This window comes from Klebsiella pneumoniae (assembly GCF_000742135.1).
Lineage (GTDB): Bacteria > Pseudomonadota > Gammaproteobacteria > Enterobacterales > Enterobacteriaceae > Klebsiella > Klebsiella pneumoniae.
This window is the reverse complement of the sequence record NZ_KN046821.1, coordinates 11691-36236: the sequence shown is the minus strand read 5'-3', so window position 1 is coordinate 36236 and position 24546 is coordinate 11691. Positions and strand designations below refer to the sequence as shown.

The 24546-nt window shown below is 35.3% G+C and carries 25 protein-coding genes and 1 pseudogene; 1 reads left to right on the top strand and 25 read right to left on the bottom strand.

Annotated features, from left to right (window positions below):
• Positions 1–55: 55 nt before the first annotated feature.
• The 21 genes from DR88_RS00130 to DR88_RS27340 form a co-directional block, all read right to left on the bottom strand.
• On the bottom strand, positions 56–424 hold the full coding sequence (locus tag DR88_RS00130; protein WP_004148927.1) for a hypothetical protein: 369 nt from the start codon (positions 422–424) through the stop codon (positions 56–58).
• Positions 425–488: 64 nt separating this feature from the next.
• Positions 489–3401, bottom strand: coding sequence for a type III restriction-modification system endonuclease (locus tag DR88_RS00135; protein WP_004148926.1), 2913 nt, complete (start codon positions 3399–3401; stop codon positions 489–491).
• A 2-nt stretch (positions 3402–3403) separates the two neighbouring features.
• A complete protein-coding gene (locus DR88_RS00140) occupies positions 3404–5431 on the bottom strand; it encodes a site-specific DNA-methyltransferase (RefSeq protein WP_004148925.1) in 2028 nt (675 codons plus the stop codon).
• An 11-nt stretch (positions 5432–5442) separates the two neighbouring features.
• On the bottom strand, positions 5443–5727 hold the full coding sequence (locus tag DR88_RS29175; protein WP_077260981.1) for a hypothetical protein: 285 nt from the start codon (positions 5725–5727) through the stop codon (positions 5443–5445).
• Between the two features lie 172 nt (positions 5728–5899).
• Positions 5900–6415 (bottom strand): hypothetical protein, encoded by a 516-nt coding sequence (locus DR88_RS00145; RefSeq protein WP_004148923.1) that lies wholly within the window; start codon positions 6413–6415, stop codon positions 5900–5902.
• 143 nt (positions 6416–6558) lie between these two features.
• A complete protein-coding gene (locus DR88_RS00150; protein WP_025862063.1) occupies positions 6559–6813 on the bottom strand; it encodes a hypothetical protein in 255 nt (84 codons plus the stop codon).
• An 11-nt stretch (positions 6814–6824) separates the two neighbouring features.
• On the bottom strand, positions 6825–7895 hold the full coding sequence (locus tag DR88_RS00155) for a hypothetical protein (RefSeq protein ID WP_025862064.1): 1071 nt from the start codon (positions 7893–7895) through the stop codon (positions 6825–6827).
• A gap of 255 nt (positions 7896–8150) precedes the next feature.
• Positions 8151–8855 carry an N-6 DNA methylase gene (locus tag DR88_RS00160; RefSeq protein ID WP_004148919.1) on the bottom strand — a complete coding sequence of 235 codons (705 nt, stop codon included), beginning with the start codon at positions 8853–8855 and terminating at the stop codon, positions 8151–8153.
• A gap of 29 nt (positions 8856–8884) precedes the next feature.
• Complete coding sequence (locus DR88_RS00165; protein WP_004148918.1) at positions 8885–9580, bottom strand: N-6 DNA methylase; 696 nt, start codon at positions 9578–9580, stop codon at positions 8885–8887.
• Between the two features lie 12 nt (positions 9581–9592).
• Entirely contained in the window at positions 9593–10054 is a 462-nt protein-coding gene (locus DR88_RS00170; protein WP_004148917.1) for a hypothetical protein, read from the bottom strand.
• 20 nt (positions 10055–10074) lie between these two features.
• Positions 10075–10533: a hypothetical protein gene (locus tag DR88_RS29170; protein ID WP_004148916.1), complete on the bottom strand. Its 459-nt coding sequence runs from the start codon at positions 10531–10533 to the stop codon at positions 10075–10077.
• A 1-nt stretch (position 10534) separates the two neighbouring features.
• Positions 10535–10948, bottom strand: coding sequence for a hypothetical protein (locus DR88_RS00175; RefSeq protein WP_004148915.1), 414 nt, complete (start codon positions 10946–10948; stop codon positions 10535–10537).
• A 29-nt stretch (positions 10949–10977) separates the two neighbouring features.
• The gene (locus tag DR88_RS0127235) at positions 10978–11889 is read right to left on the bottom strand and encodes a DNA adenine methylase (protein ID WP_025862065.1); all 912 of its coding nucleotides are present in this window, start codon (positions 11887–11889) and stop codon (positions 10978–10980) included.
• A gap of 391 nt (positions 11890–12280) precedes the next feature.
• Positions 12281–12703, bottom strand: coding sequence for a hypothetical protein (locus DR88_RS00180; protein WP_004148911.1), 423 nt, complete (start codon positions 12701–12703; stop codon positions 12281–12283).
• 2 nt (positions 12704–12705) lie between these two features.
• A complete protein-coding gene (locus tag DR88_RS00185) occupies positions 12706–13119 on the bottom strand; it encodes an ankyrin repeat domain-containing protein (RefSeq protein WP_004148910.1) in 414 nt (137 codons plus the stop codon).
• A 119-nt stretch (positions 13120–13238) separates the two neighbouring features.
• Positions 13239–13745: an ankyrin repeat domain-containing protein gene (locus tag DR88_RS00190; protein ID WP_004148909.1), complete on the bottom strand. Its 507-nt coding sequence runs from the start codon at positions 13743–13745 to the stop codon at positions 13239–13241.
• 265 nt (positions 13746–14010) lie between these two features.
• Entirely contained in the window at positions 14011–16137 is a 2127-nt protein-coding gene (locus tag DR88_RS00195; protein WP_001569500.1) for a DUF927 domain-containing protein, read from the bottom strand.
• A 96-nt stretch (positions 16138–16233) separates the two neighbouring features.
• A complete protein-coding gene (locus DR88_RS00200) occupies positions 16234–16812 on the bottom strand; it encodes a hypothetical protein (protein ID WP_025862066.1) in 579 nt (192 codons plus the stop codon).
• 59 nt (positions 16813–16871) lie between these two features.
• Entirely contained in the window at positions 16872–18839 is a 1968-nt protein-coding gene (locus DR88_RS00205; RefSeq protein WP_025862067.1) for a coiled-coil domain-containing protein, read from the bottom strand.
• 113 nt (positions 18840–18952) lie between these two features.
• The gene (locus DR88_RS00210; RefSeq protein ID WP_001569496.1) at positions 18953–19318 is read right to left on the bottom strand and encodes a hypothetical protein; all 366 of its coding nucleotides are present in this window, start codon (positions 19316–19318) and stop codon (positions 18953–18955) included.
• A gap of 79 nt (positions 19319–19397) precedes the next feature.
• Positions 19398–20027 carry a ParA family protein gene (locus DR88_RS27340; RefSeq protein WP_001569497.1) on the bottom strand — a complete coding sequence of 210 codons (630 nt, stop codon included), beginning with the start codon at positions 20025–20027 and terminating at the stop codon, positions 19398–19400.
• Between the two features lie 151 nt (positions 20028–20178).
• Here DR88_RS27340 and DR88_RS00215 point away from each other — a divergent pair, with 151 nt between their 5' ends.
• On the top strand, positions 20179–22074 hold the full coding sequence (locus DR88_RS00215; RefSeq protein ID WP_025862068.1) for an LPD7 domain-containing protein: 1896 nt from the start codon (positions 20179–20181) through the stop codon (positions 22072–22074).
• Positions 22075–22093: 19 nt separating this feature from the next.
• Here the strand turns inward: DR88_RS00215 and DR88_RS00220 are convergent, their stop codons facing one another.
• From DR88_RS00220 to DR88_RS29160, 4 genes and pseudogenes are all read right to left on the bottom strand, one after another.
• A complete protein-coding gene (locus DR88_RS00220; protein ID WP_004148898.1) occupies positions 22094–22852 on the bottom strand; it encodes a hypothetical protein in 759 nt (252 codons plus the stop codon).
• Positions 22853–22902: 50 nt separating this feature from the next.
• Positions 22903–23583 carry a hypothetical protein gene (locus tag DR88_RS29165; protein WP_004148897.1) on the bottom strand — a complete coding sequence of 227 codons (681 nt, stop codon included), beginning with the start codon at positions 23581–23583 and terminating at the stop codon, positions 22903–22905.
• A gap of 145 nt (positions 23584–23728) precedes the next feature.
• Positions 23729–24313, bottom strand: a pseudogene (locus tag DR88_RS00225) (DUF3800 domain-containing protein); the annotation flags it as partial.
• A 10-nt stretch (positions 24314–24323) separates the two neighbouring features.
• A partial coding sequence (locus DR88_RS29160; protein ID WP_153958088.1) for an integrase core domain-containing protein occupies positions 24324–24546 on the bottom strand: 223 nt, incomplete at its 5' end.

Sequence of the window (24546 nt, the reverse complement as noted above, 5' to 3'; positions counted from 1 at the left end):
GTGTATATTATTATTTATAAGGGATTTTAAATATAAGTCAATCTATATTGAGACTTTATTTTATAATTAATTCGGATATTTCATATAACTCTTCTTCGTTTAAAAACCCACGATAATATATATTGCGGCAAAATGCTAACTTGGCTTTATGAGATATGTTATTTTGATAGCTAATAAGTAATTTAATAATGGGAATAGAAGGAGGGGTAAAGCGGTTATGGAAGGAATCAAAATATTCTAACAGGTAATCATGTTTTACATCTTTAAAATCTAAGCCACTTTCTGAACATTCTTTTATAACAGATTGAATCTCTGTATCACTACCAGAACGAACAGTGTGAAACAACTTATCAGCAAGACGTTTCCTGTGCTGTTCTTTGCGTTTTTTATCATCCAAGAAATCATTTAAGCTTTTGTATTTCATCTGTGTTTCTTCATGATGTATTAATATTGATGAAGGAGGGGAAGCCCTCCTTCATCACTAAGAACTAAGCTTGTGCGTTCTTTATTAATTCATAAATCTCATCATTAGCAAATTGAGTCATGAATTCAACCTTGATTGTTTTGCTTATTTGATTAAACAATGCCTGAGCATGTGCAATTTTGCGTTGTTCTTCAAGCCGCAAACTATCTTTACCATCTACATTTTTTGTTTCAATGATAAAGTTTAAGTAATCACCGTCTGTTGTTTTGACAACATAAGCAAAGTCAGGGGAATACGTGTATCCTCCTGCTACCGGAATTTTAATAGAGTTCTTCGGTATCTTTGTAAAAACAGCTACAGACTGGATCTCTCCATCTGTGATGTTGAGTCGTTCAAGCTCTGAGTCGTAAAAAACCTCTTCAAAAAGATAAGAATCTAACGGTGGTTTCGTATTATCATGTAATACACCAAGATCACTCGACAAAACCTCGTTTAGAGGACTTCCTTCTTCATTAGTGAACTTTGTAGGATGAATCGATCCTGAAATAACATTATATCCAAGACTGAATTTGTTAAACGAATTGTTAAGCAGATATTTACTAAACCCAGATTTAATTTTTCTGATTGTCTGAATGTTCAGGTAGTCAGTGATATTGATAGTATCTTTTATATCACAAAATACCTTATGCAAAGTATCATGTTTAGCAAACATGGTTTGTGATAAGTTATCAAGAAATTCTCGATAACTCATTGTGTTGAGTTTAGCAAAGTTATCATCATCACTTATAATGCTTTTCGACATCGCCGTATCATTATGGATGTAAATCCTATCTATGCGAGTATGAACGCCTGATTTAGTAAATCTATCTGCTTCTTCAAGCATGAATGATTTGAAAATGGATAAAAACTCATGCTCGCTGTTTATTTTGTACTCAATAACTGCTTTCTGATTGATCAGGTCCCAAAGTTCTTTCAGTTCAGTGAACTTGCCAATACGCATTTTAGTGCGTTTTTTCCCATCAGTGGCTTTTTTGATTTTGCTTGGTTTTAACCCAGTAGGGAATGCCGCTGGATATTTGGCTTTTAAGCGACTATAGGAATCAGAATCTTTAAAGTTGTCATTATCATCAATGATTTTATCATCAAAAACTTCATTCATGAGTGTTCTGGATGAAAGATCAGGATACTGAGAAAGGATTTTATCCTTAAGTTCTTGAGTAAACTTACTTGGAACCGTTTCTTTGAAGGAGCTATCGTTGACCTCTTTGACAAGAGAATCGACAAAATCCTTTTCCGTAAAATCAACATAATAGTTGAGAGTAAAATTGCGGTCTTTCACACGGCACATGTATTCATTCACTGGAAGACGTAAACCACGCCCTACCTCTTGAAGTTTAGATGTTGTGCTACCACTCGAACGGAGCTTACAAATCTGGAATACGTTAGGGTTATCCCATCCCTCACGCAACGTCCATTTAGAGAAAATGAAACGGCGAGGATTTTCTAAAGATAAAAGAAGCTCTTTGTCATGAAGGATTTCGTTGATTTCCTGCTCAATTTTATCATCTTTATCACTGTTATCTTTTGAAAAATAGCCCCCATGAACAGAAGATACATCCTGAACAGTTTTTTCAAGGTAGTTTCTATAAAATTCGTCTTTTTCTGTTTTTAACAGTTTATTAGCTTCTGCCAAAACATATTCTTCAAACTTGGTTTTCAGGCTTCCGGCAATATCATTACCATCACGATAGCCTTCAATATCATCAATGAAGAAAAGAGTCAGCGGTTTTATACGTGGTCTTTGTGTCAGATACTCTTTTTCTAACTTAAAGTGTTCTTTGACAGCTTTAAGCATCATGTTATCAGCAAGCGTCTGATCGTAAGAGTAGGGGTTTATTGAACTACCAATTTTTAGTTCAATACCATTACTCAACACTGCAGTACTTTTATTTAACGCATCGAGTGTTAAATCATGAATTGCGCTATGTGTTTTCGATAGCGATTCATCTTTTGCTAATTTGAACGTTTTTTTGTTCCCATTTTCGGTAAGCTCAAAAATAGCTTCTTTACCGTCAGATTTTACGAACTTGAGGTTGGCGCTACCATCACCAACAATATCTTCAATGTAAGCATCAATCCCTTTAACAAGATCTTCATTAAATGCATCTACGGCTGTAAGACGATAAACTAAGTTCTTATAGCCTTCACTAAAGGTTGCGCCATAGCGGATGATATATTGAGCATTAAATTTTTCAATATTTTCCCATGTTTTTTTAGCTGTCGGGAACTTATGAGGTTCATCAATAATAATGAATGGTTTAACCGCACTAAGAGCAGCAAATGGCGTATCAAACTGATTATCAAGCAAACCCACATCATAAGTGTCAGTTAACGACTTGGAGTTAATCATCCCTGAGTTGATTACAAGGACGTGTATATATTTCCTGTTAAAATTACTTGCTTCAACAAAATCATGGATAGCTTGAGGCATATACGATTTTGTGTTTTTACCAGCGTTTTTTTGACTTTCAACAACATAAGTCTTTAATTCACGCTCGTAATCATCTCTAAAATGTTCTTTTAAAGCATCGCTTTTTAAAAAGTTAACTGTTCCAGCTTTGATAGATAGGGTAGGAACAATAATGATAAACTTGTTAATACCGAATGATTTGTTCAGGTCAAAAATTGTTTTGGTATAAGTATAAGTTTTACCTGTACCTGTCTCCATAGAAACGTCAATTACGTTGCTTTTAGCATCGTAATTATCTTTTGAATGCTCAATACCATTGAACTCCTGAACATTTTTTATGTTGTTGTAGTATTGTTGTTCAGTAAGACTCAGTTCTGGATTAGCTAACAGGCGGATAGCAACATTATCCGTCTGATGAGGTATGGCGGATACAAAGACATTCATCACCGCATCAACGCCAGCCTTTTGATGAGGTAAGTTCTTTTCGAATGTGAACCCTTTAGACATGATTAGTTCCTTACCACCAAATCTAAATCAATAGATTTTTTATTAGCATAACTTTTTAGTGCTTCATTAAGTTCCATCTGTTTCGCACTTTCGAAGTTTCTGCCATAAAACACGACTTTGTTAGGTGCAAAGTCTTTGTCTGAATCCAGCTTTTGAAGTAAAGCTTTCAGTGCTACACTGGTGAAATTAGGCGCAATCATATACAGACGACCATCGCACAAGTGCGCTTTGTAGCCATCAAGATCAATATCTTCAATTGGCGTTGTAAGCAAACTGCCATCATATACACACCATGTAGTTAGTAGAGTGTCATACTGTTCAGGTGTCAATACAGCATCGTCAAAGAAGCTAAGATTAGACAGCGTAAGTTCAGACTCATCTTTTGCTCGAAAATCATCAACAGTTTCGAAAATTTTGAAACCAAGATCTCCATTATAGTTTGGATTTTCATTTTTTAACTTTTCTCCCGCTTTGATGATTCTTTTTTTGGTTACTTCAAATATATTTTTATAACCAAGATCAAAAGCAGTTGAGTCTGATTTACATTTTTCATCTATCTGTATTCCAATAAATTTTCTTATTCCACCATCATCAATATTTAGTTCACATATAGCTTGCAGCGATGATCCAGAACCAGCAAAAAAGTCAAGTGCGATATAATTATTTTCAGGCACCAAGCTGAAAATATATTTCAAATAATTTACATTCTTAGGATTGCTGAATACATCAGGGTGACCAAGAATGCTGGATAACTGATTTGTTCCATCATTCGTTGAATAATCTAGAATGCTCCTTGAATTTCCCTCAGTCTTTACCTTTGTATAGAGGGAACCAGCCTTTTTAAATACATCTTTTTCTTCAATAAATGTTCTCTTTCTAACTTGATACCCATTGTTTGTTTTTCTTATAACAATATTTTCCTTTTCATTGTTAAATTTGTTTATGTCCCATGTCCATACTCCAAGTTTACCTCTCACTTTTGGAGGACGTATTTTCACATATCCATTAGCTATGAGTTCCTCATTGTCACTATATATTTCCTCCTCACTATTTGAGCTTGATGCCAACTCTATATCGTAATCAATTACGCCAATAAAGTCTGTTGTTTCTGGATGGTAATATACAGTATAGCCTAAATTCTTCCTTTTATTTAATGTACCACCATCACCTCTTGTTGTGATTGAATCTTTAAGAATATAAAACCTACCATTATCCTGAAATACCTCTCGCTCACTGACGGAATAGTTGATTAAAGATGCATCAGGGGTTATGGATTTTCTGTAGCAAAGTAAAAAATCATGGTTTTTTTGTATATTTAGAGTGTCGCTTTTGGAGTTAAGTTTATTATGAATTATAATACCCAACGAGTTAGCCTCACCAAAAATTTCATCACAAATTATTTTTAGTTGACTAATTTCATTGTCGTCAATCGAAATAAAGATAACGCCATCTTCGCGGAGAAGCTCACGAGCAATATAAAGACGGGGGTAAATGAATGTCAGCCATGCACTATGGCTACTTGAACCTTTTACAGTAAAATCGAGGATACGTGTAGCTTCATCAAGCTCGATACCTGCAAGTTCAGAAAGCTGTTCAGGCGTGAACTTGCGATCATCGTTATAAGCGAACCCATCCGAACCCGTGTTATATGGTGGGTCAATATAAATCATTTTAATCTTTTCAGAATAAGCATTAACCATATGCTTCAATACTTCGAGGTTATCCCCTTTGATCAACAGATTCTGGCTGTTCTTGTTCTCTTCACGTTGGTTATGGTCTTTATCTTCGGTGAGCAACGTCTTCGGTGGTAGGTTAGCCAACAGCCGGGCATAGGACTTACCCAGCCAGTTTAAGCTGTATGATTCTTTAGAGAGTTCAACATCCGAGGATTTGACGATCTCAAGTAGCTTATCCTGAATGAACGCCCCGTTTTTATCAAAACACTGTGGGAAGTTAGCCTTTAATACAGCAAGCTGCTTGCTGTTAGCTGTTTCTACTTCTGAAAAAAGCGTTTCTTTTTGCATATCCATGTTAAACCTGATTATTTATCGTTCGATTTGGTGGTGTTTTTGATTGAAGCTTCACTTAAACCTATGCGCATTAGTTCGGCTACCGCACCATCAATGCTTTTGAAGAGCCGTGCTTCGTATGGCTGTCTTGAGCTACATAAGACTAATGGCTTACCTTCCCACACTGAACCATCAAAAATCACGGTATACCCGCCTTTAGAGCCTTGTATTGTTGCTCTATCAAGTAGACCTGATCTGACCCTTTCCTTAGCCATTGAGCTAAGGATAAAATTTCCACCATCAAGACCTGACATCATCGTTATGACCTCGTTATGCGATACTGAAACAATATCAAATATCGTCTCAATGGTAAACTTTTGCTTTTGTTACGAGGGTGAATACGAGAGTCTTACATTGGTGTGCTACTCCAGAAATGACAAAGGGGCTTATGCCCCTTGTTTCGCCATTTTGATAAACTCTTTTATCACCTTAAACATTAGCCAGTTCAGATTTAAGGGATTTCAACTCGTTTTCAATTTTAGCAATCATATTCATAAGCGTATTAACCTTGTCTTCTTTACTGTCGTCTTCAACATGCTCTAAAACAAATGTTTTAACCTGCTTATGTCCAATCAGCTCTTTAAACTCTTTAGGGTTTAGTGTTGTTGTAAGAACAAGTCTGATATGTTTAAAGCGTAAATAGTCCATTAGAGCGTGTAGCTTAGTTATATCCAATCTCGAATCATCTAATAAAAGACAATCACGTTCTATACCATCAATGATGATTGTGTTAATAATTAATCTTGTAGATGTTAAACCAAATGCTTTTGTCTTCCATGCATTAAGTTTTTCTGATCTGGTATTAGATGAACCACTACGCAATAGATTAAGTATTGAAGTTTTACCTGTGGCTTCTCCACCTGACAAAAGAACTACTTTACTTGAGTATATAGATTTTTTAACTTGAGCCGTTTTGTTTTTTAGATATTTATTTACTGTATTCATAATGCTTTCCTTTTTTTATGTTTATAATGTAATGAATGTTTTCATTCATATATATGTTCTAATTTATTTTAAATATAAGTCAAGTTTAATTGAGAAAATAAATTAAAAAAAGATAAGATAATCAAACCCCCTCTTTTAATAATTTAGAATACTTTTTTGAACATCTTGTAAAAAGCAAACCCGGTTGTTGATAGTAATAAGAAAGGCAAGTAAATAATGAATGCCAATACCAATAATAAACCAAAACTGAAAGCCGCCATATAATCAAACTGTTTATTAATGAAATCATCAAAGATCATTTCCTTACTGGATTCATTTTCACAATCATCATCCTCACAAGTAAGTAAGATCTCATCGTCTTCTTCCGATAACTCTAAGTGCTCATAATCTTTTTTCATAATCACTTCCTTTATTTCTTCTTTTTTATAAGATACTCTAACTCGCCATATAGACTATTAATCTTTTCATCATGCTCTTTTTTTAATTCTTCAATCTTTCTTTCTAAACCTATTATTTCACTTTGAAGAGTCATGTTTTCGAGAACAATGTAATCATAATTCTCATCTGCTTTATTCTTTTCCTCTTCCAGAGTTTCTATTCTTAACGTTAAAGCTTCTTTCTCATCCTTCAATTGATTGCATTCTTTTTTATACATAGTGGAATCACTTTCATTCAAATCATTAATCATTTCTAATCTGAATAAATCAATGGAATGTTCTTTAACTTCTTCTTTTAGTTTTTTATTTTCAGCAATCAATCCCTGTATAAATTCATCAGCCTCTTCTAATAACTTTCTTCCACAGTTAGATATTTCCTCTTCTTCCTTTAGTTGAGATTTAAGATATGAAATCTCATTTAATAAATCATCAGTCTCAGTGTTATTTTTTTCAGTATACATGTTAAGCATGTCATTAATTGCCTGTTCCGATAACACATCATCGTTATCTACTTCCGGGAATGGTATCTCATCAGGGAACGTTTCTACCGTGTCAAATGCTTCTATAGCTTCTTTGTTTGCTGCTGTCCTCTTAGAAGCTTTGTTTTCAAGGTAGTTGACTTCAATAGTCTTCATAGGTCTATTTTTTAAGAGGTAAGCAATTTCTTTTCTGCTTTTATTGGATGTTAAAACAACTTTTATATCTTTATCTTTTAAAGCATCAAGAGCTATATTTATATCACCATCTCTATAGGTATAATCAACTCTTTCAATGAATACTACTTCAACACTCTTACAATCTGAAAACTTAGGATGTTCAGCATCATATTCAAAAATCAACTCTGATCTATGATTGTAAATAGTCTTTGTGTTTTGTTTGGGTGTTTTTACCTTCCTTTCTAATGAGGATTTAGCTTTCAATTCAGAAACAACTTTACCGCATAAAACAGTATCACCTGTTAATAAAACTAAATTACACTTTCCAAATAACGCATTTAATACTTGCTCTGCTTTTCTTTTAAAATACTTTTCTGTTCTTTTCATAAAAATCTCCATTATTCATTAGTAAATATTTAGCGAGGTATCATTATTGATAGCCTCACATTTGTAATTAAAACAAATAAAGAGAAAGTCAATAGATGACGATAAATTTAAAAATAAAGACGCCACTATTATTTTAAAGGCATTTGATATATCCACTTAAACCCAGTAAATACGCCACTCTCTGATAATGTATACTAAATCTTACTTAATAATCACAAATGATAATTAAGTTATCAATGTCGCAAACAGGGCTTATTACCCTGTTGCTAAATCTAAATATTCCATTTCTTGACGGTATTTTTTACCTTCATTAATCTTTAAACGATAGCTGATTGTCGTTTCATAACCTTGAACGTAATCAGTGATAGCGTTTCTACAGCACAGCTCTATAGAGTGGATCACCGTGTTCATAAGGTTGTTATATGCCAACTGAGCAAAACAACAGGCTATAGCCACATCATCAAGATCTATGCAAATCATCTTGGTTATCTGCTGGCCTTGCTCCAGTTTGTATTTAGCTCTTGCGAGTGATAAAGCTCCCATACCACAACACATATCAAGCTCTATGATGTTGACTCTGTTCCCCATCATTTCGGCAACGGCTGTAGCTACAGAATCAGGTGTGTAAAACTGCCCGTTTCGCTTGGCCTGTGGCGCTCCATCAAGTATGAGTTCACTGTAGATAGGGCTTAACAGGTCTGTATACGGCTCAGAGACTGATACCAGCTCTATGTATGTCATTATGGCATCACAGATAGCACTGGTGCTTGTTCTTGCGTATACATCCGGCCTTACCAAGAAATCACCCGTTTCGATCTCAGAGACATAAAGCCGGGTTGTATCCCTTGCGGCGGTAGCTGCCGCAAAAGCAAAGGCTGAAAAGCTTTTGTGTGTCTTATCACTGATTGCCTGAATCTGTTTAATCAGTTTCTTTTTAAGTAATTCATCTGTTTTTTTCATTTAATGCTCCTCTTGTTCATTGTTATTCTTCAACCTATCGCCATATCTAAGCACTTATCGTTATTATCTACTTCTTTATCATAAAGTTTAATTCGATAGTGAATATCCCATTCATCGCCATAATACATAACAGCGTTCATGCACTTTAAATCTATCAAATGAAAAACCGGATTTTTTAGATTGTTGTATGCCAACTGAGCAAAACACGCTGCTATAGAAGTTGGATCGATATCTACTCCTTTCATTACACAAATACTCTTGCCTTGTTCCAGAGCGTATCTTCCCCTTGCCAGAGCTAACGTTCCCATACCGCAACACAAATCAAGTTCTGCTTTGTAGAACGTATTACCCACAAATCTCGCAACGCCATTAGCTAACGAACGTGGTGTATGGAACTGTCCTGTTCTCTTGGCCTGTGGTGCGTAATCAAGCTGTAGTTGATGGAATACATCGCTTAACAGGTCTGTATACGGCTCAGAGACTGATACCAGCTCTATGTATGTCTCTATGGCATCACAGATCTTGCTGTAGCGTGTTCTTGCGTATACATCCGGCCTTACCAAGAAATCTCCTGTTTCGATCTCAGAGGCAAAGAGTCGGGTTGTATCCCTTGCAGCGGTGGCTGCCGCAAAAGCAAAGGCTGAAAAGCTTTTGTGTGTGTTATCACTGATAGCCTGAATCTGTTTAATCAGTTTCTTTTTAAGTAATTCATCTTTTTTTTTCATTTAATGTTCCTGTTATTCATCGTTATCGTTTTTATCAGCTTCAAGCATTTCCAAAACTTGTGAGCAAGCATCTAAATCATCGGAAACATCATTAATAATTAAAGAGTCATTAATGATAAATAGATCTTCTTCTAAAAGAAACTCGTTTAACTCTTCTTCTGTGTCAAAATGGACTGCTTCATATTCATGATTTTTCCCATAAAAGTTAGTTATTATATTTTCACAAAAAATATCTGTTTCTAATGAATCTATAACGTCATTTTGATATGCTTCTATATCCTCTAAAACTTCATAAACATCTATATCTTCCTCATGAGATTGAAACCCAGCTAAGTCTTCATATTTAGCCAAACTCTCACCATCAAGTTTTTTTATTCCTTCATAAATGTATTTTGCCAACATATTAGTTGTTATGGTTGCTATTTTAAGAGCGAGGCTTTGCTCATTTTTTAAAATAATATCTGTTTTTTTCATTCAATGTTCCTTCTTGTTATCTAAATAGCGTCAAGATTTAACCATTCGTTAAAAGCACTCGAAACATAACGAGGCCATTTAAAGCTTCTTTCTCCTGAAATATGTTTATAAGAATAAAACAACTCACCACATTCAAATAAACATGATGTTTCACAGCTTTTGTAGCTACCTTCACCCCAGCTTGTTATTGAAGTTATAGCGGCACAACTATCAAACATACTGGTAATATCAAGTAAAACATCCTCTGCATCATGATGGTTTTCATTATTGCTAATAAAATAAAAATCAAGCCATTCCTTCCGCTTTCTTTTTACCAGTATAAAATGATTGCTTTCAGTGTCTTCTCTTCTTTCAATCAATAGTCCATGATCTAATAGAAATAACTCTATGCCGTCATAATCGGTAATCCAGTCTTTCAAAATGGATTCATTTCTTTTGGTTTTCTGAATACTTATAACATTCAATGTTCTGTTAACCATATTACGCCTCTTTGTTTTTAATAAGATTCATCACATAATCTACATCTTCACTATCACCGCTAATAACCATCAGCATGTAATAGAAATGAGAAAGATAATATTCGAATGAATAGCTAACCATTCTGATATCAAAAACACCATAAAAAAGAGAACACATAGGGTTTACATCATCAAACATGCGATTTAACCTTTCTGTCATTTCTTCAATGTAATCATCAGGAGCATATTCATTAACATACTCAAGTAAAAGATACTTAACAGCGAGAAGTTTTATATCAACATCTTCTTTACTATCAATGCTGTCTTTTATGTATCTCTCTTTATTTATGTTTAATGATGATTTTCCATCATTCATCCAAACTTTTATCAAGGGACTAACTTTACTTTCAATCGCGTTCAAAATATCTTCTTTCATAGTATTTTCCTTTTGTTGTTAATAAATAATTACGCTGCTTTTTGGGTGTGTTCGTGCCTACTCCAGATCAGGAGCAAATCAGTAGCTTTAACAGCTTCATATCCATTCGCTGTTTTCTTACGTCTTCCAGCCGTATAGGTAATGTCAAAACGCACTACAGAGGCATCAGAGGCGTGTTCTTCAAAGAAACCATCATTAGCCTCACGATTAGCTAACCAGACGCTACAGCCCCGTTCCTGTTGCTTACGACACCATGAGATCAGTTGTTGATGGTCTTCATCAGTGAATGCATGGCCATAATCGGCGTAGCTCGCCCGGTAAGGTGGATCACAGTAGATAAAAGCCCCTTCCGGCACATCGAGATCAGCATAAGAGCCACACTGGATAGATGTTTCCTGCAGGGCGGTATGCCACTCTTTCAGTAGAGAGTAATCAAAGAGGCTTGTTGTATGGTTAAGCAGTCCTGCAGCCGTTCCGTAGCGGCCTGTTTTGCGTGAAACCTGCCAGATTCCATTGAAGCCGGTTCTGAGCAAAAAGAAGAGCAAAGCAGATGCCCGTACGGTTCCGATCTGTGCTTTCCAGTATTGTTCCCGGACACGGTAAAAGTGGTAGTTCCTCACCTCCAGAGAACGATAACCAAGATAGGCCGCTTCCAGCTCCTGCAGCTGGATAATCAGCTCATCAGGATCATGCTTGATAGTGTTCAGCAGAGCGATAAGCTCCGGGTTTACGTCATTGATGATTGCCGGGATATGGCTGTAGGTAGACTTAACGGACGCAAAGAGAGCGCCAGCACCAAAGAATGGCTCTACGTATGCGCTTACGCTGTTCAGGTCTGGTAGATAGGTCTGGTAGCTTTTAAGTAGCTTAGATTTGCCGCCAGCCCACATGTAGAGAGGCTTTAAGCTTAATGATGGGGTGTTTTTGATAGATACAGTCATAAACCAACCTTCTGATAGTTAGATCAGCCCCATCATTGAGATGGAACAGGCCGGAACCATTCCGGCGGTTGGTGATGCTCATCTTTCGAGGGATGAAGGTTTAAAACCTGTTCTTACGCATCATTTAACTATCAGAAGCAAATATGACTGCTTCGATGTGAACTATCGTATGGATTTCGTTTATGACGATCAACTACTTTTTTCACTTTTTTGAAAATATTTTCTAATTGCGATTGACAGGTAAAAATAAATTGATTACTTAATATCTATCCAGTTAGAAATTAATTAATACCCTATATTAAATAATGAAAACAGGTGTCATACATAAAGTATCCTTTTAGATTAAATGTTGAATTGGCAGTAATAGAAAAGCGCTTCTCCGGCGCTTTCTCTATTTGTATCTTCTGGACTTATAAACTTCTGTCAGAACATTTTCATACTTAATGATAAAATCTAAAAAACGGTCATTACCAATTTTCAATATGAGATCATATCCGCTTAATCCTTGTTTATTACGTTTTTCAAGTGAAGCGCCGTTCATTAAAAGGAAGTTAAAGAATGAAAGTTTATCCTGTATAACAGCCTCCTGAAGAGGCGTTAAAGTATCTACAACCGTGTTCAGGTATTCAGGCTTTGCTATCAACTGGATCATGATATTAATAAAGTGATTACCCTGTTCGTCTTCTTTCAATACCCTGATTAAGTAAATAAGGGCATTAAGTTTAACTTCTAATGTTTGAAACATGAAGTGATCATAGATAATATCACCTCGATTCTGTTTTATTGCTGTAATTAACGCTTCTTTTATATCCATGATTAAGCCTTTTTCTTAGCCTTATTTTCTTCTGATAACAACATGCGAGATATTGCCTGACTGTTCTCTATGTCTAACATCGCAGCATAATCAGCGGCTTTTCTTCCGGCGTTATCTTTTATTAAAACATCGCCACCATTGACAATAAAAAACTTAACTGCTGGAACATTACCCATGATAACAGCGTGAAATAGAACTGTTTTACCTTCTCTGTCCTGATTGTTTATATCAAAATATTTAACAAGCATTTTGGACATTTCATAATCTTTATATTTTTTATAAAGTAGCGTGTATAATAATAAGGTGTGATGATTTGTTGTAAGCCAATCATCCTTACCAATGCCATTATCTATAATATATTTTTCAAACCCGGCAACATCTTTTGAAGTAAATAGTTCTTTTGGGAAGTTTTCCATAACATTCTCCTTAATAATTAAAATGTGATGTATTTTATATACAAAATTAATTCTTATTGGTCAATAATATATAAATAAAAAACCCGCAATTAAGCGGGTCAGAGAGAAGGAGTATTAATTTAAGCGCTCAATAACATTCTTTCTTCATTCTTTTTTCTTACGTTATTTTTAAATACCTCTATAAACTGACTGTAGTTTTTTCTGTCTGCCATTGTCATGTTTTCATAGTGATAATGACCATCAGCACTTTTCAGGAATGGATTACAGCCCATGTTAATCAATCGGGCAACATTCAAAAGCTTGTTGGTTTTAAAAAGCACTGTCTGGCCTTTGTTGTTTCTGTGGTTGATTTTAGCGCCACAGCTAACAAGATACCTGATTACATCAATATTACTATTGTGAAATATAGGTGTTTCACCTTCTTTATTTATAAAGTTAACATCAGCACCAAGTTCTACAAGAGCCTTAGCTACATCAACATTACGCGCCACTGAAAGCGGAGTAAACCCCTTGTAGTTCACAAAGTTAACATCTGCGCCCTTTTTTATTAAATCTACAACTTCTTCATAGGTGTTTACCAAAAAGAGATCGTAATTGTATTCTTCAATCAAATTTAAATCTTTCATATTTAACTCCTTCTATGTTCTCTCTCCTTCTTATATACACCATAATAATAACATTTTCAAGTATAGATTAGTATAGACTATACTATTTTCTTTTAAAAAAGTTGCTTTTAACAAGGTTAAGATGTATATTTAAATCTATTCATAATGTATTTCCTCCATTTGAGGAAAAAATCTTTTTATATTGTATGGTCGGGATTTTCCCGGCCTTTTTTTATGCGTAAAAAAGCCCCGCATAAACGAGGCTAAAGTTAAACCTAATCAATAATCAAAAAGGCACAAAATCATCGTCTAACTCTAATGGTTCTCCATCTACTACTGTATCAACATTGCTGTGCGCATACTTAATGATTTCCTCAAGATCAGCTTTACTATCAATAGAGTTGTTAATAAAAGCTTCGTCAAGAAGCGCATTTTTGGCCTCTTCGCTTTCTGTTTCAATCACGACAGGTCTGTTCTTAAGAATAAATGTTTTTTCGCGGGTAGAAGTTGAACCAAGAAGCAATTGTTTTGCTCCCCTTACTCGCTTAGTATCATAGAGTTCAAGTTTCTTAGCAGAAGCTACAAGCTCTGTAATTTCGAGTTTGAATGAACGTCTTAGGTGTTCATCACCCATCGTATTTAAAATAACATAACCATCAAAATCATTTGGTGTTTCCATAGGGCTATTCAAATGAATAATACCTAAAACATTACCTTTTGACTGAGCCATATCAGAATAACGCTTCGCTTCTGATTTTTGAGCCGCTACTCTGTTAGAGGAATCATCATCAGAATAAGCGTAAGTTTCCCAAACAAAAGAAGCTTTATTGGCGTTAATCATGAGTTTGAGAATGTCCATATTATCCCAATGTTTCTCATTTACATCAAATTGAGGAATGTCCTTATTTGAGAATCTTGATTTGTGTATATCAATGGCTTCATGGCAAATCATGCCATATTCTTCACCAAGAATAGCCCCCACAATATCAGCACCAATTTTTGAAAGTGCTATTGTCTGAATGGTTCTTCTTTCATCATGAATGATTTTATAGTTAGGGTCATTTATTAACTCACCCTCATAAGCATAAATATTAGTTCTCAACTCATCTACATGCTTAACGATATAATCAATAATAAGGGGGTATAAATGACCAAAATTCTGGTCAAGCTGGTTTAGCCACCATTCAACAACATCACCACGCCCTTCTTCTAAGTTAATACCAAAGATGTTTATCTCTGGATCTTCTACGTCAAACTCAAAGATACGTGAGTCAATGGCGCTTTGCTTCATATCCCCTCTTGTTAGTTCATAAAGGGATTTATTACTGGTAGTGAAAAAGATACTGTTCCACATTTTACCTTCTGAAACTTCTGTATCTTTATCATACTTGGAACGCCCACCATTGTTAGCAATAGTCATGAGCTTAGAGATCGCATCACTGGCGCTACCACGGAACATATCATCAATCTCATCAATGACGAAAAAGCCATTGGTGTAAGATGCCAAGAGTTCTTCGAGTCCGGGGAACGTGGTCTTACTGTCTCTGATAAGACCATACTCACGGTTAGGCGCTCCCTCAATACTGGCTATCATGGCCTCTAATGTAGACTTCCCTTTACCCTTCTCACCGAAAATGTTGTAGATAGGTGAGAAGTTGGCTGTTTTACGTATCAGCCCCTTTGTATAGGAAGCAAAAGCAACAGAGATAAATATGCTTGCAAGGCGTGAGGACTTAATCAGTTCTTGGAATACGGTGATCTGTATAGAAGCATTACCAACACGTTTAGTTCTGGTCTTGGACACACCTACGAATTGTGGATGGCTTTCTCTTATGTGTATCAGGCTATCAACAATCCAGCCTCGCTTTGTGTAAGCAGGTAAACAATCAATGAGCTGGTTTTCATCATCAATGATTTTACCATCCAAACGTTTATAAGGACTCTGAGCAGTAGCAAGAACGGTGCTCACTGCTTTCTGTATCTCTTTTAACTGCTGATTATCGCTGTAAGGTAAAAGATACCCGGCCTTTTTTAGCTTAGATGATTTGAGATCAGAAAATTGGTCGAGTGGAATAGAAAGAATTTTCTTTTCATTACGGATGTTTTTAAAAGCTACATTAACATACATGCTATTAATATCTTTGTTAGCATCATTGTTATCGCCTTCTAAATCCACTGTGGATAGAATCTGAACAGGATAAATATAATAGTCTGTAATTTTAATCCAGTAGTAATTAGCTTTTTTGTCTTTGGCTGGATTGCTCTTTGCTAATTTATATATACCTGTTTCGTGAATGATATAATCACGAGCAGCAAAATAAGAAGTCTCTATTAGTTGCTTCTCGGTATATTGTTCTTCTTCATGGTAAACTATATCAGTTGATAGTTCACTTTTGATTGTTCTCATATTCATAATGTATCCTTTTATAATCTTTTTTGTGTGCTCTAATGGCACTTTTACTATTTATAACATTTTCTCACTATAAATCAATAGTAGAGTGAGAAATAATTAAGCAATCGCCTTTAAATTTCGCTTCCAGTTATAAACGTAGTTTTCTATATAGATTTTAGAAAGATTGTTTGGGGCTGTATTACCATACTCATTTTGAATATCGTTTAAAACATCCTTTATTACTTCAAGCTGTTTTTTCTGGTCAACATTGAATATTGATACTGCTACAGGTAGATTTCTTAGAATACACTCCTTAAAGAAGAAATATAAAAACTCATCATTATATGATTCCGGCTTGAAACAATCCCATTTTTTTAGTTTTGAACCGAAATAATCAATGAACATATTTACCTGCTGACAAGTAAAATTTTCGTCGCCATATAGTGAATAACTGTTTATACCTTCTTCAACAATAAGTGTTTTATTGTCATTAAATGGTAATGAGTGTCTGAAAATAATTTTTTCTTTCCTTGATAAGTCAGTTCTGTTCTTCCAGACATATCCAAGCAATGAACCATAATCAACCTCAACATTTGAGGTTGTAGCGGTTATTTCAACTTCTGGCTGTGGTTCCTGTGCTTCTGCTTCTTTTCTGGATTGTATAGCCATCCTCGCTTGTTCTGTTCTATTCATCATAATGTTTTCCTTCAAATGTAATCGGCTAAAGCAAAGAGGGGCTTTTCAGCCCCTTCTAATTATTTGTTTTTAGGTTTCTTAGGGTCAGGATTATTATCTTTCTTGCTATCTTTAGCTTGTTCTAAGCGTTGTTTATTATCATCTTCATAAACCTTTAGAGCGTCATTCAGGTCTTTATTATCAACTTCTAATTTCGCTTTGTCGGATTTAAGTTCTTCAATTTCTTTTTGAACAGATTTGAGTTGTTCATTCAAACCGTTGTTTTCAGTTTGAAGTTGCTCCTTCTCTTTTTTCAGTTTACTTACATCAGCAACTTGTTTAGTTATTTCATCGGTTAATGATTTATTTGAAGCTTTGAGCGCTTCGATAGCTTCCAAATGACCTTGTTTAAGTTTTTCAATTAAATCATCGAAATCTTTACGCTGTTTATCTTTCTCTGTTTTCAGTGTAGCAAGATTATTTTCCAGTTCTGTATTTTTTCTTTCAAGATCTGCAATATTGGTATCTTTGCTAACAATAATAGCGTTAAGTTCTTTAAGCTCATTACCATGAGTAGTTTTAAGCTGTTTTATTTCTTCTTCTTTATCAGCTAAAAGATTGTCAAACGTTTTTTGCTGATTTTCTAACGCACCTTCATAGAACAATTCTTGTTCCTGAAGCTCTCTTTCATGAGTAGACTTAAGCTCTTCAATCTCTCTATTTTTAGCTGTTATTTCAGTAGTATGCTTAGTCGTGAGGTTAGTGATCTCAACCTCATGTTTTGCTACTGTAGTGGAATAAAGAGTATCTAACTCATCATATTGAGTAGTAATTTCAGTATAATTGGTTTTGAGGTTTTCATGTTCTTCTTTTAATTTTTCAAGAACAACATTTGTATCATTGAGTTGTTTCTCAAAAGCTTCTCTTGATTCTGCTTCAGCTTTTAATGTTGCTTCTGTAGTTTCTAAAAGCTGTTCAGTAGAGGTAAGTTTCTGTTTTATGGTGGCTAAGGCAATAGCATTTTCAACAGAAGAACGTGTAATGTTAACAAGCTCTATTTCCCTGTAAGCCTCGGCAAGTTTTTCTTCGGCACGTTTAGAAATATCAGCAAGTAATTTTTGCCCACTAATGATACTTTTATGAAGTTCAGCATCCTGAATATCTTTATCTGAGAACTCTTTTACAGCAAGCTCTTTAGATATTTTAAGATTTTCTAATTCTGAATTTAATTCTTCTTGCTCTTCATCTTTAATAGCATCCTGTAAAGCATCTTTAGCTTTAGCTTTACTTTCATCCATCTTCTCATCTTTATTTAACCAATGAGTTTTTGGAAGTCCAAGCGCTTCAAGTGCATCGTTAATGCGTTTTCTTTTTAGTTCTCGCCATTCAGCTTCTGAGCCAAGTAAAGAGCGTCTTGTAATACTTCTCCAGTCTGGATTATTTGGTAGGATGATTGGCTGATCATTATGGTCTATTCCATAGTAGTTCTTGTTATTTAAAGTTCGTGAACCAACAATCATATGGAAATGAGCACTTTTACCGTCTTGGCTAACATGAGTGCCAGAAGCAGCTACAAAACAATCACCAATATGAACAGTTGGCGTATAACGACCACCACCTTTACCTTTCTTATACCACTCATTAGGGTGTGCGAAAGCTTCAATAACTTCTTTTTTGAAGTCAGGCCATTTTTCTACCGGAGTTCCTTCAGGGATTTGAATTAACAAGTGAGTAAACTCTACATCAGATTCACCATCACCTATTCTTCTTTTCGTGTTATATCCCGGTCTGTCCTGTAATTTTATAAATAACTCATCGCTTGGAAAGTCTTCTGGTTTAATCAAACCATCAATATACTCTCCTGTTTCGGTATTACGATAGCCGATGTATTTATCAATAAGTTCTTTACTGTTTTCAGCAGTAATAAATGTCTTTGATACTGGATCATAAAGTAAAGCACCATCGTGAGAAGCCTCTTTGAAACTCTCAGAATGCCTTAAATCACTTATTACCCCTTTTTTTGATTTTTCACCAAGTATTTTCATCATAATGTATATCCTCTTATTATATTGTCTGTTTTATGGGTTTTGGGTTTCAGCCCATAAATATATCCTAACCCATATTTAATTAATTACAACAGACGAAGTAATCCCTTTATCAATTATTTTTCTGAAACGATGATTTTTTTATTTTCTTTTATTAACTCATCGGCTTTCAAATCGGCAAGAGCTAAAATAACGTTGGAATAAGGTTCATCGGAAAGAGATTTAATTTTCTCTTCCAGCGCTTGAGGAATACGGATAGCTGCCATACGGAAGTTATCTTTTTCACGGGTAATCTTGAAGGTGCAACGCACGTATGGCGTGGTTCCCGGAGGAATATCACCAAGATCTATATACTCATAGTTCCAGTAGGTTTCCGCATACTGGTTAGCAAAGGCCGTTTCAAGAGAGGTTTTTTCAAACGACTCCATATCATCTAACCAACTTGCTGCTTTTTTCTTCTTTTCTACTTTCTTATCAGTCATCACAAACTTCCTCAGATTTCACCAGAATGAATATAGTCTAGTCTATACCAGTCTATACTATAATGCATGTTTTTCAGGGTCAGGCTTCACTACCACCGGATGCAAGTTGCTTAATCTTGCTACCCATAACAGATAACAGATGTTCGAACTCGGCCTGAGCATCGTTAGCTGATGGCAAACCTGATTTTGGTTCGAATACTGTTATACCCATGCCGTAAGCGCGAGGGTAGGCAACACGTTTTCTGATGAAAGGTTGTTCATAGCCATGAGCGCGTGCTTTCTCTTGGATGCGCTCTAACAGTTCGCCTTGCTCTTTGTTCTGGATCTCAACACGGTTAGGAAGCAACAGATAAGGCTTCTTCATTTCGTTCTTCAGCTCATCAATGCTTTTGAGCGTAATTGAAAAGCTGGAAGCATCGAGGATAGTCGGCACGATCACAAAGCTACCCAAAGCACCACCGCTATTCACACCGGGGCTGTGGTCAAAAATGATGTATTCAGAATCGGCTGCAGGTTTACGGCCAACGTGAAAAGGAAGCTCTTTACCGTTCTGTTTGGCATATCCGGCAAAGATAAGTGAACCGCCTTGAGGGTCAAGATCTACAAGACTTGTTTTACGTCCCTGAGCCGCAAACCATCCAGCTATCTGGATGGCTGAATTTGTTTTCCCAACACCACCCTTACGATTCCACACACTGATAGTCAACATAACACTCACCTTTTTCTAGGTTTTTCAGTTGGTTAGGCTTTCCGTCAAATTGACATTCCGCCGATATAGATTAGTATATATTAGTATAGACTATACTAGCAATGGTAAAGTTTATGACAACCAAAACAATTACTTAAAGAGAGGAAACAATATGACAGACAATACAGAAAACTTGTTCGATGAGAACGGAAATATTCAGGATGTGTTCAAGGAAAAAACAGTAGAAGAGCTGGAAGCACTCTTCCCCTCGATGGATGAAGAACCGGCTTTACCAGTAGAAGCTAACCCGGCTGATGAGCTTATCGAGAACCGCCTTGTTCTACAGGAACGTATCACCAAGATTAATGAGCTTATCGCTAACAAAGATACGCATGGCTTCAATGACGCTGTTATCAGTGCGTTCAATGATGAGTTATCAGAACTGGAAGGTTCACTTAAAGAGATAAACAGCGTGTTAAGTAGTGATCCGGTGGCTGACGTTGAAACGCATAATCTCGCAAACAAGCAAACACAACTTATGGAACAGTTTGATAAAGATATAGATGATTTATACGCTTTGGATTTTAAAGACATGACTACCGAAGAGTTAGAAGAGTATTTTGAAAAGCAAAAAGCACTAAATGAACAAGAGATAAGGAATTGCGATTGGGTCATTCATAACCACTATGATTTTGATGTAAGTGATGTTATAGAGGCAACACAAAAACGTGATCACTACATGAATAAGTTCGATATTATTTCTCAAAGAGTTAATGATGAGTTAAACGTCCGAAAAGAAAACGATGAAAATGATTTATTTAATATTTTAACTAATAATCAGGCTCCGCAAACAACTACCAAGAATGAAATAGATTATACTGATTTAGATCGTTTTACTGAACAACATCGCAACCCTAAAGATGCGGATAAACTTATTGAAGAAAGAAATAAGTTAGAAGCGAGTGTAGAAAATTTCTCCAACCTAATAGAGAACAAGGATACATTAAATTTTGATGATGCATTTATAAAATCTATCATAGAAAACAAAAATGATGCGTCTAATAAACTTGAAGAAGCGAACAAATCTATAAAAAGCATACTTAACAATAAAGATCTTCCTGATATGACACATAATGAACTTAAAGAATGGAGTGATATTAAAAGGGATGCTTACATGTTTGTTAACAGTAAAATTTCAGATGAGCTTATGACAACAGAGAATCATATTATAACTAACAGGCTTATTAATGAAAGAAATGAAAATGAAAAATGGTATAAAGAGGTAAGTGAAAAGATAAAAGAAGAAGAGCTTAAAAGAGAACGTGATTATAATAATTTTATGCAAAGCATACATCATGAAATTGATAAAGAAAATAGCCAAAAAGAAACGCTCACTGATGAAGATAAATTGACAAGAGAAATATACAACAATGTTGGTATTGAAGAGACAATGACTCTTAAAAAGTCTTCAAACCTTAAAAATAAACTATCTCAAACAAGAGAAAGAATAGCTACCAACAAAAAAGTCGATTATGAAGAGGAACATCAAACGCCGTGGTATAAGAAATTAGGTGATGTTGTAGATTACTTTGCTGATGGTTTAAAAGGTAGTTCCAATGCAAAACCAGTATTTTTAAGCGAGGATAAAATCTATGATACCTTTGGTGATGAGATTGATAAAATCATAAACAGATCTAAAACACGTATTATTCACTTTAAAGATAAAACATCTGTTCTTGAAAGTGCTCAGGAAATAAGAGCTAAAGGCAAAAACTATAATACAGTATCAGAAAAAATGTCTAAACTCGCCATAGCTAAAGGCTGGAAGTCTATAACGTTTGAAGGTAGTGATGTGTTCTTGGGTGTAGCTTATGAGAAGGCAACCCGCTTAGGGCTTGTTGTAGAGCCTCAGAACGCTGAACAAGAAGAGTTGTTCAAAGGTATCCATAAAGCCAAAGGTCTTGATGAGATCATGCCATTCAGCGGTATGAAGAGAGAAGAGGTTAACAATAAAGAGATTGATGTTCCAGAGGTAAGAGCCACACAAGGCCAGAGGATGAGAATGTAAAAAGGGGCGTAAGCCCCTTTTATATTTTTAACCCTTTCTTAATATCCTTTTCGTAAGATTGTTTTTCTTCGATACTTTCGATTACTTTATCCATGTAATATACACCCAAATTCATATGTTGACCGTAGGAAGCAAACTCCAAACCTTTTACTTTACCTGAACCAAGATTTTCACCCGCTAAGGTAATTTCTTCATTAAAGTCTTGTGATAAATCTGAAAGTCCAAGATCCTTATCTAAAGATTGAGTAGTATCTAAAGTTGCGAAATGATGATTTAAATAATCCCCATCATTATTGTAAGAAGGAACTACCATTAAAGGTATATCGCCATTCTCATCATTTAGCTTCACAATCGTATTATACTCATTATCATGATCAATTTTCAGCTTGCCATTTTGTAGTTGTTCTTTTATGTATGGATGATTGTCATGTGATGATCCATTTTTACACCATACATCATTACTTTCATAGGTATTATAAGTGCTGTTAATTTCTTTGATTATATCCTTTTTAACTAACTCATGAAATATTTTATCTGAATCTACATCAATAACACGATCATTCATCATGTTATCACTTGAATATTTATCTAAACCTTTTGCTTCATTTATAAACTTTTTACTACCTAAATATAAGAACATGTCTCCATAACTACTTGCTTTATCCGGCGCATGTTCATTATCATAATCATTGCAACGTCTTTCATTTTCTTTATCAGTATATTTTATTACATAATCTACAACTGTATCATTGTTAACTAACTCATATTTCTTTCCCATAATATTTCTCCTTGTATATATTATATTTAAAAGGGGCTAACACCCCCTTTTTATGCTCTGTATGAAGATCTTGATTTTTGTTCTGGTTCATCTATTTCTAATGTTGCTTCGGCTTCATATTCAAGAGTTCGTAGATAAGACTGTGTGCTTTCTAAACCGTCTTTTAAGCTTTCATAATAAACACCCTCATTTGTAGTTGAAGATGTTGCTACATAATTAAACCCATCAGAATTTAATGAAGCTTGGCAATCTTCCTTTGGTTCAATTGAAAAAATAAGATCACCAACAGGAAGAATTTCATTACCATCGTTATTACCAATGTAGCTTATAGAAGCATATACTCTATCTGTATCAAGTGAAATCTCTCCACTTTCTAATCTTCTATTTAAATCAGAAAAATCAGGGTCATTTTTGATTGTGTCCAAGATTTCTTTTGCGGCAAGTTCATGTGATAAATCATCTGATAAAGCCTTGTAATCTTCCTCTGTATAGTTAGATATATCAATCTTTTTATTGCCAAGATCAAGAACTAAATCACCTGTAGTTTCATCAGAAGTGTATTTAGATGTGGATGGAGTGGATTTTATTATACTTTCAGCGTTATCATGGAATATTTGAAAATAGGTTTTATCATCATCATAATATTCTTGCTTGCTGTTATATTCTTTTGTTTGTAATGCTGCGTTTTCTAAAACATCGTTAATACTAACTACTTTATACTGTTTACCCATAGTGATTCTCCTTTTGTTATATGGTCTTTAAATTACAACATATATTCAATGAAAATCAAATTAAATTGAGATATTAATTAATAAAACAAGATAAACGGTATAGGTAAACACAAAATAAAAGGGGCATTAAGCCCCTACATAGTTTTTATGGTTCATCCGGGTAAGTGAATGCTTTATGCTTCTCATGTTCTAACGCTGACATAACACAATGTAATAATGTTGGGTTATTATCATGAGATTTGTTTATCAGGAGCCTTAAAAACTCCATATTTAATCTTTGCCTTTCGTTAAGACTGTTTCTGTCATGTTTAATCTTTTCATAGCTGTTGCTATTCAGGTAATCAAAATAATGCTGCATAAAGCCAGCCACAACATCACTCACTTGAACCAGAGGATTTAGCTTTGAATCAGCGAAAGAGTAATTAAGCGTTAGATTAGGGTTGGCTTCTGCTGCCTTTTGTAGATCTGCTTCCACTACCTTCTCTATGTCAAAGATATGACTGGAAGCCTCGAACATTTGCGCCCGGTGCTGATAGAACATAGCGAAGCCATCAACAAGGCGGTTATCGTCGTCTGTAGGCGGTTCATCCCTAATATCCATAGTGAGTGTCATATCATCTATGTTTTGGTCAGAGCAGGCCATCAGGAGCTGCAGGAGGCCATGAGCTAACCGGAGCTGGAAATCATCTTTATTGGTAGCTGTATAGAGGTTTACGCAATGAGTGGAGATGGATTTGCCCCTATATTTCCAGACACCTGTTATCACTTAACCCATTACTGGCCCGCTGCCGCAGATATTCCCGTGGCGAGCGATAACCCAGCGCACTATGCGGATGCCATTCGTTATAATGCTCGAACGCCTCTGCAAGGTTCTTTGCTGCCGTTAACCCGTCTGGTTTGGGCATGATACTTATGTAGTCACGCTTTATCGTTTTCACGAAGCTCTCTGCTATTCCGTTACTC

Excerpts from the sequence above, each read along its gene's own strand:
- DR88_RS00130 (WP_004148927.1), bottom strand. The coding sequence starts at position 424 with ATGAAATACAAAAGCTTAAATGATTTCTTGGATGATAAAAAACGCAAA.
- DR88_RS00135 (WP_004148926.1), bottom strand. The coding sequence starts at position 3,401 with ATGTCTAAAGGGTTCACATTCGAAAAGAACTTACCTCATCAAAAGGCT.
- DR88_RS00140 (WP_004148925.1), bottom strand. The coding sequence starts at position 5,431 with ATGGATATGCAAAAAGAAACGCTTTTTTCAGAAGTAGAAACAGCTAAC.
- DR88_RS29175 (WP_077260981.1), bottom strand. The coding sequence starts at position 5,727 with ATGATGTCAGGTCTTGATGGTGGAAATTTTATCCTTAGCTCAATGGCT.
- DR88_RS00145 (WP_004148923.1), bottom strand. The coding sequence starts at position 6,415 with ATGAATACAGTAAATAAATATCTAAAAAACAAAACGGCTCAAGTTAAA.
- DR88_RS00150 (WP_025862063.1), bottom strand. The coding sequence starts at position 6,813 with ATGAAAAAAGATTATGAGCACTTAGAGTTATCGGAAGAAGACGATGAG.
- DR88_RS00155 (WP_025862064.1), bottom strand. The coding sequence starts at position 7,895 with ATGAAAAGAACAGAAAAGTATTTTAAAAGAAAAGCAGAGCAAGTATTA.
- DR88_RS00160 (WP_004148919.1), bottom strand. The coding sequence starts at position 8,855 with ATGAAAAAAACAGATGAATTACTTAAAAAGAAACTGATTAAACAGATT.
- DR88_RS00165 (WP_004148918.1), bottom strand. The coding sequence starts at position 9,580 with ATGAAAAAAAAAGATGAATTACTTAAAAAGAAACTGATTAAACAGATT.
- DR88_RS00170 (WP_004148917.1), bottom strand. The coding sequence starts at position 10,054 with ATGAAAAAAACAGATATTATTTTAAAAAATGAGCAAAGCCTCGCTCTT.
- DR88_RS29170 (WP_004148916.1), bottom strand. The coding sequence starts at position 10,533 with ATGGTTAACAGAACATTGAATGTTATAAGTATTCAGAAAACCAAAAGA.
- DR88_RS00175 (WP_004148915.1), bottom strand. The coding sequence starts at position 10,948 with ATGAAAGAAGATATTTTGAACGCGATTGAAAGTAAAGTTAGTCCCTTG.
- DR88_RS0127235 (WP_025862065.1), bottom strand. The coding sequence starts at position 11,889 with ATGACTGTATCTATCAAAAACACCCCATCATTAAGCTTAAAGCCTCTC.
- DR88_RS00180 (WP_004148911.1), bottom strand. The coding sequence starts at position 12,703 with ATGGATATAAAAGAAGCGTTAATTACAGCAATAAAACAGAATCGAGGT.
- DR88_RS00185 (WP_004148910.1), bottom strand. The coding sequence starts at position 13,119 with ATGGAAAACTTCCCAAAAGAACTATTTACTTCAAAAGATGTTGCCGGG.
- DR88_RS00190 (WP_004148909.1), bottom strand. The coding sequence starts at position 13,745 with ATGAAAGATTTAAATTTGATTGAAGAATACAATTACGATCTCTTTTTG.
- DR88_RS00195 (WP_001569500.1), bottom strand. The coding sequence starts at position 16,137 with ATGAATATGAGAACAATCAAAAGTGAACTATCAACTGATATAGTTTAC.
- DR88_RS00200 (WP_025862066.1), bottom strand. The coding sequence starts at position 16,812 with ATGATGAATAGAACAGAACAAGCGAGGATGGCTATACAATCCAGAAAA.
- DR88_RS00205 (WP_025862067.1), bottom strand. The coding sequence starts at position 18,839 with ATGATGAAAATACTTGGTGAAAAATCAAAAAAAGGGGTAATAAGTGAT.
- DR88_RS00210 (WP_001569496.1), bottom strand. The coding sequence starts at position 19,318 with ATGACTGATAAGAAAGTAGAAAAGAAGAAAAAAGCAGCAAGTTGGTTA.
- DR88_RS27340 (WP_001569497.1), bottom strand. The coding sequence starts at position 20,027 with ATGTTGACTATCAGTGTGTGGAATCGTAAGGGTGGTGTTGGGAAAACA.
- DR88_RS00215 (WP_025862068.1), top strand. The coding sequence starts at position 20,179 with ATGACAGACAATACAGAAAACTTGTTCGATGAGAACGGAAATATTCAG.
- DR88_RS00220 (WP_004148898.1), bottom strand. The coding sequence starts at position 22,852 with ATGGGAAAGAAATATGAGTTAGTTAACAATGATACAGTTGTAGATTAT.
- DR88_RS29165 (WP_004148897.1), bottom strand. The coding sequence starts at position 23,583 with ATGGGTAAACAGTATAAAGTAGTTAGTATTAACGATGTTTTAGAAAAC.